This window comes from Blautia sp. MSK20_18 (assembly GCF_020553125.1).
Taxonomy (GTDB): domain Bacteria; phylum Bacillota; class Clostridia; order Lachnospirales; family Lachnospiraceae; genus Blautia_A; species Blautia_A fusiformis.
Window position 1 is genome coordinate 258341 of sequence record NZ_JAJCGR010000002.1, and the last position, 11669, is coordinate 270009.

Genomic DNA, 11669 nt, shown 5'->3' on the forward strand with positions numbered 1-11669 from the left:
TTTTCTGCTCTCCTTAATCCTCTGTAGCTGCCGGTTCACCAAGGCCGGTCAACTCATCGATCAGTGCCCATATCTCGTCTCTTCCCTGCTTCGTCTCCGCAGAAAACGGAAGGATCTTTCCCTCTTTCGGAAGGCCCAGTCCGATGCGGATCTCCTTCAGGCTTTTTGCCACCTGGCTGCGTTTCAGCTTGTCAAGCTTGGTTGCGATGATCACCGGCTCATATCCGTTGTGACAAATCCAGTCATACATCTGCTTGTCATTGGCGGAAGGCTTGTGGCGAATATCCACCAGGAGAAAAACCGCACGGAGCTCTTTGGAATTATGAAGATAGCCCTCGATCATTTTTCCCCATTTTTCCTTCTCTGCTGCAGAGACCTTGGCGTAGCCGTAGCCCGGCAGGTCTACGAGATACATTGCTTCATTAATGTTATAAAAATTGATCGTCTGTGTTTTTCCCGGCTGTGCACTGGTTCTTGCCAGGGCCTTGCGGTTCATCAGACCATTGATCAGGGAGGATTTCCCTACATTTGATTTTCCCGCAAAAGCTACCTCCGGCCTTCCTGTGTCCGGGATCTTGCTTGTGATGCCGCAGACGATATCCAGCGATACGTTTTTGATTACCATTCGTTATTCCTCCCTTTTCTTTTAAAAGCCCTGTCCTGAAGGTCAGGGCAGGGTTTTTCTGTTTTTTGTTTATGCAAGAGCTTCACCGAGAACTTCTTTCATGTTATCCACAAACCGGATATCCAGTCCCTGGATGATCTCTCTGTCCATCTCCTCGATATCCGGACGATTTTTCTCCGGAACAAGGACTTCTTTGATCCTGGCATATTTAGCTGCAAGCAGCTTCTCTTTCAGTCCGCCGATTGGAAGCACACGGCCTCTTAAGGTGATCTCACCGGTCATGGCAAGATCCGCACGTACCGGTTTTTCGATAATTGCAGACAGCATGGCAGTTGCCATTGTAATACCGGCAGACGGGCCATCCTTCGGAACGGCACCCTCCGGAATATGTACATGCATATCATGCTTCTGGAAAAATTCCGGATCGATCTCATATTGGTCAGAAACCGAACGGATATAGCTGATACCTGCCTGTGCAGATTCCTTCATCACATCTCCAAGCTGTCCGGTGAGAAGCAGCTCGCCTTTTCCGGGCATGATATTGACTTCGATCTGCAGGGTATCACCGCCTACCTGTGTCCATGCAAGACCGCGGGCGATCCCGATTTCATCCTTCTCATTGGCCATCAGATAGTTATATCGTTCTTTGCCAAGGAATCTGGAAATATTTCTGGATGTGACAACTACCTTATCCTTACCCTCTTCCATGATAGCACGTGCAGTTTTTCTGCAGATACGTCCGATGCTTCTCTCCAGAGAACGGACTCCGGCTTCCTTGGTATAATTGTTGATCAGCTTGCCAAGAGCTGCCGGCTGGATCACCAGCTTGCCTTCCGGAATACCGTTGATCTCCATCTGCTTCGGGATCAGATGTTCCCTTGCGATATGTTCCTTCTCATTTTCCGTATATCCCGGGATTTCCATCAGCTCCATACGGTCAAGAAGAGGTCTCGGGATTCCCTGAACATCATTTGCAGTGGCAATAAACAGTACCTCGGAAAGATCCTGGGGAATCTCCACATAGTGATCATTGAACTTACTGTTCTGCTCCGGATCCAGAACCTCCAGAAGTGCTGCGGAGGTATCTCCTTTATAATCGCTGCTGGTCTTATCGATCTCATCAAGAAGCATCAGCGGGTTGCTGACTCCGGCTTCCTTCAGTGCGACTGTGATCCTTCCTGGCATGGCACCGACGTAAGTCTTTCTGTGGCCACGGATCTCTGCCTCATCACGGACACCTCCAAGACAGATGCGGACGTATTTCTTGTTCATGGCCTCTGCCACAGAACGTGCAATGGAAGTTTTTCCGGTTCCCGGAGGTCCCACCAGACAGAGGATCGGACTCTTTCCCTTGTGGGTCAGCTTACGTACAGCAAGGAATTCCATGATACGTTCTTTGACCTCTTTCAGTCCGTAATGACCCTCTTCCAAAACCTTCCATGCGTTCTCAAGATCCTCGGAATCCTCGGATTTCTTATTCCACGGAAGTGCAAGAACGGTTTCCAGATAGCCTCTCTGCACCGTTGCCTCTGCAGCACTGGCTGCCATTCCTTTAAAACGGCTTATCTCCTTGGAAATCTTCTCTTTTACTTCATCAGATGCATCCAGCTCCTTCAGCTGTTTTTTAAATTCATCGATATCATCAGCAGTATTCTCCTCGCCCAGCTCCTCACGGATGGTTTTCAGCTGTTCCCGGAGGATATACTCTCTCTGATTCTTGTCGATATGGGATTTCACCTTGCGCTGAAGATCTTTAGTGATATGGATCACCTCGATCTCGCTGCCAAGAAGCGCTCCAAGGATCTCATAACGGTCATTCAAAGACACTGCTTCCAGAAGCTTCTGCTTGTTCTGATACGCCATCGGAAGATTTACTGCGATCTGGTCGATGGTTTCCTGCACATCTTCGATGTTCATGATCTGGGTTACCAGATCCTTGCTTACTTTTCCGCTTTCTCTGCAATATCTCTGAAAAAGCTCCCGGATGCTGCGAAGCATGGCGTCCTTTACCGGTTCCGGGTAATCCTCTTCCTGTGCCGTAACGATCTCGCATTCCGCCTTCAGATATGGTTCCTCCTGCTCCAGGCCCAGAACCTCTGCCCTGTCCAGTCCCTCTACCAGAACCCGGTAAAGATCCTGCGGAAGCTTCACCACCTGCTTGATATAAGCGACGGTTCCTACCTGATACAGATCCGTAAGTTCCGGTATTTCCACCTCAGGATCCTTCTGTGTCAGCAGAAAGATCTTCTGGTCATGGAGCATGGCTGCTTCCACGGCACGGATAGATTTCTCCCTGCTCACATCAAAGTGTACGATCATATCCGGAAGGACTGTAGTCCCACGGAGAGCGATCATTGGCAATATATTGACCTGATTTGTCATTTATGTCATTCCCTTCATCAAGCTGTTTCCGGCTTGCCTTTCTTTCTCGAACGGGATGTTTTGCGTCCTGCTTTTTTTGCAGGAGCCTTGGCCTCCCCGTGGATGATCTCCGGCTCTCCGGTTCCCTCCACTGCCTCTTTTGTGACGATACACTTACGGATGGTGTCGTCCGATGGTGTCTTGTACATCAGATCCATCAGGGTATGCTCCATGATGGCACGAAGTCCTCTGGCACCTGTTTTTCTCTCAAGAGATTTCCGGGCAACTGTCTCAAGTGCTTCATCCTGGAACTCAAGCTGCACGCCATCCAGCTCAAAAAGCTTGTCGTACTGTTTTGTGAGGGAATTCTTAGGCTCCTTCAGAATACGGATCAGTGCTTCTTCATCCAGAGAATCCAAGGTTACCACGACCGGAACTCGTCCGATAAACTCCGGGATCAGACCGAATTTAATAAAGTCCTCCGGCATAACCTCCTTCAGAACTTCGCCCACATTGCGGTCTTCCTTTTCGGAAACCTCCGCCCCGAAACCAATGGATTTGGTATCCTGTCTTGCCTCGATGATCTTCTCCAGTCCGTCAAAAGCACCACCGCAGATGAACAGGATGTTTGTCGTATCGATCTGGATAAACTCCTGATGCGGATGCTTTCTTCCGCCCTGCGGCGGAACACTTGCAACGGTTCCTTCCAGGATCTTCAGAAGTGCCTGCTGTACGCCCTCACCGGACACATCTCTGGTAATGGAAGTGTTCTCGGATTTTCTTGTGATCTTGTCGATCTCATCAATATAAATGATTCCGTACTGCGCACGTTCAATATCGTAATCTGCTGCCTGAATGATCTTCAGAAGAATGTTCTCAACATCCTCGCCAACATAACCTGCCTCTGTGAGAGTAGTGGCATCTGCGATGGCAAAAGGAACATTCAGCAGTCTTGCCAGTGTCTGTGCAAGAAGTGTCTTACCGGAACCGGTCGGACCAAGCATCAGGATATTACTCTTCTGCAGCTCCACGTCCAGGTTTCTTGAAGCAAGAATCCTCTTGTAATGATTGTAAACAGCTACGGAAAGTGCCTTCTTGGCATCATCCTGTCCGATCACATACTCATCCAGGATACTGTGGATCTCTTCCGGTTTCAGAAGGTTGATCCCTGTTTCATAATCTGCCTCATGATCATACATACTGAATTCTTCTTCCATGATCTCGGAGCAGATCCCGATACATTCATCACAAATATATGCTCCATCCGGACCTGCGATCAGCTTGCGTACCTGATCTTCAGTCTTATGGCAAAAGGAGCATCTTACCTTTCCTTCTTTTACTTTATCTGCCATATCTTTTTGTTTCCTTTCTAAGCGTAAATGTCCGTCTCTCGCAGACATTTAAAATTCCTTTTTAAAGCAAGATAAGACTCCTGTGTCTTTACAGGAGTCTTTTCTTACGCATTATTTGTGGATCACAACACCGTCGATCAGGCCGTATGCCTTAGCTTCTTCCGCTGTCATATAGTTGTCACGGTCAGTATCTTTTTCCACAATTTCAAGAGGCTGTCCGGTATTCGCAGAAAGAATCTCGTTCAGCTTCTTTTTGGTTTTTGCGATCTGGTCAGCTACGATCTGGATCTCTGTAGCCTGCCCCTGTGCACCGCCTGATGGCTGATGGATCATGATCGTCGAATTCGGCAGTGCATATCTCTTGCCTTTGGCACCGGAGGACAGGAGGAAAGCTCCCATGCTGGCTGCCATTCCAAGGCAGATCGTAGATACATCGCACTTGATATACTGCATTGTATCATAAATTGCCATTCCGGCAGTTACAGAACCACCCGGGCTGTTAATATAAAGCTGGATATCCTTGGAAGGATCTTCTGCTTCCAGGAAGAGAAGCTGCGCAACGATCAGGTTCGCACTGACATCGTTTACCTCTTCTCCAAGGAAAATGATTCGGTCCTTAAGAAGTCTTGAATAGATATCATAACTTCTTTCTCCTCTGCTGGTCTGCTCAATGACGTAAGGTACTAAACTCATTTTGCCCTCCATTTCCGAGGTTTATTACGCCTCTACAGCTGCATCGGCAACTAATGTAACAGCTTTCTGAACAGCCATATCTTTCTTCATCTGCTCCATCTCGTTCTCACCGATGAGATCTTTTAATTTGTCTGCTTCCATCTTGTACATCTCTGCCATCTTGGAGATCTCTTCGTTAACTTCTTCCTCTGTTGGCTGGATGTTCTCTACCTCAGCGATCTTCTCAAGAACAAGTCTTGTCTGGATTCTCTTAAGAGCCTGTGGCTTCATGTCTTCCATCATCTTGTCAACGCTCTGGCCTGTGAACTGGAAGTACTGCTCCATGGAAAGACCCTGGGACTGCATTCTTCTTGCAAAATCGTCAAGCATCTGACGTGTCTGTGTCTCGATCATTGCCTCCGGAATATCCATCTGTGCATTCTCGATCACTTTATCTACTGCTGCATCTTCTTTTGCACGACGTGCATCTTCTGCTTTCTTCTCTGTCAGGTTCTTCTTAACGTCTTCCTTGTACTCAGCAAGTGTATCAAACTCAGATACATCCTTAGCGAAGTCATCGTCAAGCTCCGGAAGCTCTTTTGCTTCGATCTTCTTAACATCGCACTGGAATACAGCTTCTTTGCCAGCCAGCTCTTTTGCCTGATACTCCTCCGGGAATGTAACCTTAACTTCTACGTGATCACCTGTGTTAGCACCAACAAGCTGCTCCTCGAATCCCGGGATGAAGGTGTTGGAACCAAGTGTCAGCGGATAGTCTGTTCCTTTACCGCCCTCGAATGCCTCACCGTCTACGAAGCCCTCGAAATCGATAGTTGCTGTATCGCCGTTCTGTGCTGCACGATCCTCAACTGTAATGGTTCTGGAGTTTTTCTCCTGCTCTTTCTTAAGCTCAGCCTCAACTTCCTCGTCTGTTACCTCTGTCTCAGACTTCGGAACCTCAAGTCCTTTATAGTCACCAAGAGTTACCTCTGGTTTAGTAGCTACTTCTGCTGTAAAGATAAATGGTTTGCCAGGCTCAACCTGTGTTACATCGATCTTAGGCTGGGAAACGATCTCAAGATCACACTCAGCAAGTGCTTTGCTGTAATGCTCAGGGATCAGAGCGTTTGCAGCGTCCTCAAGGAATACTCCCTTTCCGTACATCTGCTCGATCATTTTTCTTGGAGCTTTTCCTTTACGGAATCCCGGAATAGAAATTCTGCCTTTTGCTTTCTGATATGCATTCTGCATTGCTTTGTCAAGATCCTCGGCGGAAACCTCGATTGTAAGTTTCGCCATGTTTTTCTCCATTTTCTCCACCTGTAAACTCATGTTTCTTGTTCCTCCTTAATCATATCGAGTAAATACCTTATATAAAATAGTTAACACTCGCATTATATATTTACAGTCATTTCTGTAGTATAGCATAACCACTGTAAAAACGCCAGTATTTTTTTCAGTTTTCCATATGCCCCCACAGGGCATTTCTCAGCTGCCCACGTCCTCAATGTTAAAGTAATTTTCTGTCTTTCTTATGTTGTTAAGACAAAATGTAAAAATCCTTTTATAAGTTTTAGGCGTATAATGAACACCATCGTCTGTACCGTCTCCCGTATTGGATACAGTACCATATCCGGTCCGCATCAGATAACTGTAAACATCAATATAGTGGTACTGACTTCCAAGCTCACCGGCAAGACCGCTGTTAAAAGTCCGGACATCCTCACATTTACGATTCTTGGTACTTCCCTTTTCCCCTCCATTGATCGGATTCACAGACATATAATACAGACTGCAGTTTTTCATGGAAAGCTTTGTTCCCAGCTTTTTCATATAAGACACGTACTGTGAGAGTCTATCATTCAGATCCTGTTTTCCGTTAATATCTCTGAGATCATTGATACCATGATTAAACACCACTGCGATCTTTGCGTATTTTTCATTTTTACGATATTTTTCTATTTCTTTCAAAAGAGCCTGTGCGCCCGTTGACTTCAGCCAGCCCAGTTCCGTATTAGAACAGCATACAAAGCTGACATGGATGTCCACATACTCCTTTCCAAACTGTTCGTACAATACCTTCTGAAGACCATATGTCCTGGAATCTCCCACAAAGATGATCCTTTCGTAATTCTCAGGATAATGAAAGCTGTTCCTGACCAGATTCGGTTCCTGATACCGCCAGAATCTCACCGCATAGAGATGCATGGTCCCACTGACTGTGATCACCTGTCCGGCTTCATACCTTGGTGCGGTCTTCTGACCTGCCCTGGTAGACCATCCAAGGAATGTATAATTCTCTTCATTGGCCATCACCGGTAGTTTCAGTTTTCCGCTTGGAGCCTGGATGATCTTGTAGATATCTCCGTCATTCCTGTGCAGGATCAGTTTGGGATTGTTCTTCTTTTTTATCACTGCATAAAACGTTACATTTCTTTTTACAAAATATTTTTTTCCCGGCTTATATCCTGCCTCCGCTCCTCCTTTTTTCAGAGACCATCCTTCTGCCTGATATCCTGTTGGGACCTGCGGCACTTTGGGAATCGTGATCATGGAACCATATTTCTGTTTCTTTTCCAATTTTTTATATATAGCAGAGGAGGCTCCTCCGCCTGACCTGAAAGATACGGAATACACTTTTTTGCAAGCATTCCCGAATGTATCATCCGACCAGTCAAAGCCGGCAGCTGACACCAAATTTCCTGTGGCTGTCATCAGTATAACAAAAAGCGCCACTATCCACAGGACCTGTTTCATCTCTTTTTTCATGCTCTTACATACACCACCGATTCAGCGATCTCTTCTGCCTTTGCGCTTCCCTCCAGCTGTCCGATCAGGGAAAGGCTGAAATCGATGGCTGTTCCAAGGCCTCTGCTGGTAGTTACATTTCCATCTACCACTACAGGCTCCAGAGATGTTCTGGCACTTTTAAGCTGTTCCATAACAGATGGGTACGATGTAGCATTTCTGCCTTTCAGGAATCCAAGTCTCTCGAATATACCTGGTGCCGCACAAATAGCTGCTACCTTGCCACCATTCTGATAGAAATCTGTCAGAAGCTCAGTCAGCGGTTTATATTCCTCCAGATATTTTGTTCCCGGCATTCCTCCCGGAATTACAAGCATATCCGCATCGGAAAAATCACATTCTCCAAAGGTACGGTCTGTAAGAAGATCGATCCCATGAGAGGTTCTGATCTCTTTTGTCTCTTTGATAGATACTGTCTGGATGTCGATCCCGGCTCTTCTCATCAGATCTACCACGGTCAGTCCTTCAATATCTTCAAAACCATCTGCGAAAAAAATATATACTTTACTCATGATCCTGTTCATCCTTTCTTTTATAAAATCCATAAATATTTTCTGTATTCCCCATTCCCTTCCATAATGCTTTTTTCATCTGAAAATGTCAAGAAATTTCAACAGATATGCCATTGCAAATCCTGTTTTTTTCCTGTAGACTGAACATAATATCTTTTCATTTCACAAACCCGGAGGTTTTTTATATGGAGATCGAACGTAAATTTCTGATCCGGAAGGATGACCTTCCGCAGGATCTGGCTTCCTATCCCTGCCACAGGATCGAGCAGGGGTATCTTTGCACTTCCCCTGTTGTCCGCATCCGCCGGCAGGATGATGACTATTTTCTTACTTACAAATCCAGGGGTCTCATGAGCCGTGAAGAATATAATCTTCCGCTCACCGCTGAAGCCTATGAGCATCTGAAGCCTAAAGCAGACGGTATCCTCATTACCAAGGACCGCTATGTGATCCCGGAAAAAGACGGACTTTTTATTGAACTGGATGTGTTCCACGGAGAATACGAGGGAGTTCTTCTGGCTGAGGTGGAATTTCCTACAGAGGAAGCCGCCAATGCCTACACTGCGCCGGACTGGTTCGGAGAAGATGTAACTTATTCCACCAGATATCATAACAGTACCATGAGCCAGGGCTGGCAGAGTGATTACTGTTCACTCCGTTCTCAGTAACACGCTTCGCGGAATATTACCAATGAACAGTAACGCAGAGCGATCACTGACTGGTATCGTAAATCGCACTTGTATTTCTTATTTCAGGTGCTATAATTAGTAATGCAGGCAGATATAGTTCATCGGTAGAACATCAGCTTCCCAAGCTGAGGAGGCGGGTTCGATTCCCGTTATCTGCTTTCATTGCCAAAGAGGGCACGCAGTCAGGCGTGTCCTTTTTTATAAATTTCAAGGAGGATTTTTGTTTATGAAGATTGGATTTATCGGATGTGGAAATATGGCCTCTGCCATGATCGGCGGTATTCTCCGTCAGGGGATCTTTTCAAAGGACGAGATCATTGTTTCCAACCTTACAGACGAAGGCAGAGCGCGCAGTGAAAAAACTCTTGGTGTTGTCACCACTCTGGATAACAATGAAATAGTCAGATCTGCAAAAACTGTCGTTCTTGCAGTAAAGCCGCAGTTTTATGAGGAAGTTCTCACAGAGGTCCACGACAGTCTCACGACAGAGCACACCATCATCGGAATCGCTCCCGGCAAGACTCTTGCATGGCTGGAAGAAAAAGCCGGTCTTCCTCTGAAAGTTGTCCGTTTTATGCCTAATACTCCTGCACAGGTTGGGGCCGGAATGACTGCTGTATGTACCAATGACCGGGTTTCGGAAGACGAACTGGCAGAAATCCTTAAGATCACAGACAGCTTTGGCTGTACCGAAGTGATACCGGAGCGTCTGATGGACGCCGCAGGCGCTGTAGGCGGCTGTTCACCTGCTTATGTGTTTATGTTTATCGAAGCCATGGCAGATGCCGCTGTCAGCCAGGGAATGCCTCGTAAACAGGCTTATAAATTTGCTTCCCAGACTGTTCTCGGCAGCGCAAAAATGGTTCTGGAAACCGGCAGACACCCGGGAGACCTGAAAGACATGGTCTGCTCACCGGCAGGAACTACCATTGAAGGTGTCCGCACCCTGGAAAAGAGCGGCTTCCGCAGTGCCGTATTCGAAGCGCTTACCGCAGCTGCTGAGAAGGGTAAGAAGTTATAATTTTCGAAAACAAAAACTCCGTGAGGTCTGCATTCACCCGGACCTCACGGAGTTTTTCCATCTCATCTCTTTTATCGTCTGCCGACAGCCCTACAGCAACTCGATCAGTGCGTCAATATCTTCCATTTTTGTTCCCCAGCTTGTGGCAAAACGGATCACTGTATGATCTTCATCATATTTTTCCCAGAAATCAAACTGAACTTCTTTGCCCAGTTCTTCTTTCTTTTTATTTTCCAAAACTACAAACTGCTGGTTCGTGGGAGAATCCAGGAAAAGCTGATATCCTTTTTCCTGAAGGGCTCTTTTCAGCTTCATAGCTGTTTCAATAGCATTTTTGCTGATCCTTGTATACAGATCATCGGTAAACAGTGTGTCAAACTGGATTCCCAGAAGACGGCCTTTTGCCAGAAGGGCTCCCTGCTGCTTCACCATAGTCATAAAGTGCTTCGGAGCTTTTTTCGTAAAGACCACTGCCTCACCGCAGAGTGCTCCTACCTTGGTTCCGCCGATGTAGAACACATCTGTACATCTGGCGATATCCTCAAGTGTCACATCTGCTTCCGGACTTACCAGACCGTAGCCAAGTCTTGCTCCGTCCAGAAACAGTGGAAGCTCGTATTTATGGCATACCTCGGAAATTTCCTCCAGCTCTTTCTTCGTATAAAGTGTTCCGTACTCTGTCGGATGAGAAATATAAACCATTCCCGGAAATACCATATGGTCGTGACTTTCATCCCCATAAAAAGTTTCCACATAATCTGTGATACTTTCTGCTTTGATCTTTCCGTTTTCTGCCGGAAGTGTCAGTACCTTATGTCCTGTATACTCGATTGCTCCGGCCTCATGACAGCTTACGTGTCCGGTCTGCGCCGCAAGAACACCTTCATAACGGTTCAGGACAGAACCTATGACCGTGGCATTGGTCTGGGTTCCTCCCACCAGGAAAAACACCTCTGCATCCGGGCAGCCACAGGCTTTACGGATCTTCTCCTTGGCAGAATCACAGTATTTGTCCGTGCCATAGCCGGAAAGCTTCTCCATATTGGTTTCCAGAAGCTTCTGGAGGATCGCCGGATGCGCTCCCTCGCAATAATCATTTACAAAAAATAACATTTTATTTTCTCCTCATCTGTATTTTCATTTTATTTGACCGTCTTCCCCGGAATGATCTTACAGGTAGAAAACGATTTGAATTTACAGGAAATCGCCCCCTTCAATAGGAAGCCCGTTTCTCAAAGAAATTCACAAATCCCCGGTCGAGATCCCGCAAAGACTGCTGTAATGCAATGGAATCTGCTGCTTTCAGAAAGGCAAACTCCTCTTGCTTTTTCAGTTCAGTCAGCATGGCGGAAGTCTGGGAATAGCCGATCTTTTCCCCATTTTCATAGCCTTCCTTACGCATGGCAAGTCCCCGGTTGTAGATGAACCGGCAACATCCCAGGGTCTGATGGATGAAGTTTTTCTGTTCTCTGTTCGGGTAGATTCTAAATTTAATTCCTTTTTGCATTATCCCATCTTATCCTTTTGTCTCTGCGATGTTTTCTGGTTTTCAATATACTGTTTTACTGTTTCCTGCGGAGCACCGCCTACCGTCGATACAAAATAGCTGTTTGTCCAGAGAGTCGGCAT

12 protein-coding genes and 1 tRNA gene are annotated in these 11669 nt (G+C 46.5%); 3 read left to right on the plus strand and 10 right to left on the minus strand.

The annotated features are described in order from the left end of the window. Positions 1 to 13: 13 nt before the first annotated feature. The 7 genes from yihA to LI091_RS02520 all read right to left on the minus strand — a co-directional run bounded on the left by yihA (position 14) and on the right by LI091_RS02520 (position 8333). On the minus strand, positions 14 to 625 hold the full coding sequence (gene yihA / locus LI091_RS02490; RefSeq protein ID WP_015527362.1) for a ribosome biogenesis GTP-binding protein YihA/YsxC: 612 nt from the start codon (positions 623 to 625) through the stop codon (positions 14 to 16). 69 nt (positions 626 to 694) lie between these two features. Beyond that, positions 695 to 3007, minus strand: a complete 2313-nt coding sequence (lon, locus tag LI091_RS02495) for an endopeptidase La (RefSeq protein ID WP_265190756.1) — start codon at positions 3005 to 3007, stop codon at positions 695 to 697. Between the two features lie 17 nt (positions 3008 to 3024). Further along, positions 3025 to 4338, minus strand: coding sequence for an ATP-dependent Clp protease ATP-binding subunit ClpX (gene clpX, locus LI091_RS02500; protein ID WP_022426169.1), 1314 nt, complete (start codon positions 4336 to 4338; stop codon positions 3025 to 3027). A gap of 111 nt (positions 4339 to 4449) precedes the next feature. Continuing rightward, positions 4450 to 5031 carry an ATP-dependent Clp endopeptidase proteolytic subunit ClpP gene (gene clpP / locus LI091_RS02505; RefSeq protein ID WP_015527365.1) on the minus strand — a complete coding sequence of 194 codons (582 nt, stop codon included), beginning with the start codon at positions 5029 to 5031 and terminating at the stop codon, positions 4450 to 4452. 24 nt (positions 5032 to 5055) lie between these two features. Continuing rightward, a complete protein-coding gene (gene tig / locus LI091_RS02510) occupies positions 5056 to 6342 on the minus strand; it encodes a trigger factor (protein WP_015527366.1) in 1287 nt (428 codons plus the stop codon). Between the two features lie 156 nt (positions 6343 to 6498). After that, positions 6499 to 7779 (minus strand): InlB B-repeat-containing protein, encoded by a 1281-nt coding sequence (locus LI091_RS02515; RefSeq protein ID WP_265190757.1) that lies wholly within the window; start codon positions 7777 to 7779, stop codon positions 6499 to 6501. Then, complete coding sequence (locus LI091_RS02520; protein WP_092068762.1) at positions 7776 to 8333, minus strand: DJ-1 family glyoxalase III; 558 nt, start codon at positions 8331 to 8333, stop codon at positions 7776 to 7778. Before LI091_RS02520 ends, LI091_RS02515 begins: the two co-directional genes overlap by 4 nt. A 182-nt stretch (positions 8334 to 8515) precedes the next feature. Here LI091_RS02520 and LI091_RS02525 point away from each other — a divergent pair, with 182 nt between their 5' ends. The 3 genes from LI091_RS02525 (at position 8516) to proC (ending at position 10040) form a co-directional block, all read left to right on the plus strand. After that, positions 8516 to 8998, plus strand: coding sequence for a CYTH domain-containing protein (locus LI091_RS02525; RefSeq protein WP_173746550.1), 483 nt, complete (start codon positions 8516 to 8518; stop codon positions 8996 to 8998). A 108-nt stretch (positions 8999 to 9106) separates the two neighbouring features. Beyond that, positions 9107 to 9177 (plus strand) — tRNA-Gly (locus LI091_RS02530). A gap of 68 nt (positions 9178 to 9245) precedes the next feature. After that, positions 9246 to 10040 (plus strand): pyrroline-5-carboxylate reductase, encoded by a 795-nt coding sequence (gene proC, locus LI091_RS02535; protein ID WP_173776212.1) that lies wholly within the window; start codon positions 9246 to 9248, stop codon positions 10038 to 10040. 90 nt (positions 10041 to 10130) lie between these two features. On the opposite strand, the gene LI091_RS02540 is transcribed toward proC, so the two are convergent. The 3 genes from LI091_RS02540 to LI091_RS02550 all read right to left on the minus strand — a co-directional run. Continuing rightward, the gene (locus tag LI091_RS02540) at positions 10131 to 11153 is read right to left on the minus strand and encodes a threonine aldolase family protein (RefSeq protein ID WP_021650582.1); all 1023 of its coding nucleotides are present in this window, start codon (positions 11151 to 11153) and stop codon (positions 10131 to 10133) included. A 100-nt stretch (positions 11154 to 11253) separates the two neighbouring features. After that, complete coding sequence (locus LI091_RS02545) at positions 11254 to 11547, minus strand: helix-turn-helix domain-containing protein (protein WP_147417231.1); 294 nt, start codon at positions 11545 to 11547, stop codon at positions 11254 to 11256. Further along, positions 11547 to 11669 (minus strand): transposase (locus tag LI091_RS02550; RefSeq protein ID WP_265190760.1); only part of this gene is annotated, 123 nt, incomplete at its 5' end. The genes LI091_RS02550 and LI091_RS02545, both read right to left, overlap by 1 nt.

What these genes read in the sequence shown, in the direction of transcription:
- yihA (WP_015527362.1), bottom strand. Translation starts at nt 625, where the DNA reads ATGGTAATCAAAAACGTATCGCTGGATATCGTCTGCGGCATCACAAGC.
- lon (WP_265190756.1), bottom strand. Translation starts at nt 3,007, where the DNA reads ATGACAAATCAGGTCAATATATTGCCAATGATCGCTCTCCGTGGGACT.
- clpX (WP_022426169.1), bottom strand. Translation starts at nt 4,338, where the DNA reads ATGGCAGATAAAGTAAAAGAAGGAAAGGTAAGATGCTCCTTTTGCCAT.
- clpP (WP_015527365.1), bottom strand. Translation starts at nt 5,031, where the DNA reads ATGAGTTTAGTACCTTACGTCATTGAGCAGACCAGCAGAGGAGAAAGA.
- tig (WP_015527366.1), bottom strand. Translation starts at nt 6,342, where the DNA reads ATGAGTTTACAGGTGGAGAAAATGGAGAAAAACATGGCGAAACTTACA.
- LI091_RS02515 (WP_265190757.1), bottom strand. Translation starts at nt 7,779, where the DNA reads ATGAAAAAAGAGATGAAACAGGTCCTGTGGATAGTGGCGCTTTTTGTT.
- LI091_RS02525 (WP_173746550.1), top strand. Translation starts at nt 8,516, where the DNA reads ATGGAGATCGAACGTAAATTTCTGATCCGGAAGGATGACCTTCCGCAG.
- proC (WP_173776212.1), top strand. Translation starts at nt 9,246, where the DNA reads ATGAAGATTGGATTTATCGGATGTGGAAATATGGCCTCTGCCATGATC.
- LI091_RS02540 (WP_021650582.1), bottom strand. Translation starts at nt 11,153, where the DNA reads ATGTTATTTTTTGTAAATGATTATTGCGAGGGAGCGCATCCGGCGATC.
- LI091_RS02545 (WP_147417231.1), bottom strand. Translation starts at nt 11,547, where the DNA reads ATGCAAAAAGGAATTAAATTTAGAATCTACCCGAACAGAGAACAGAAA.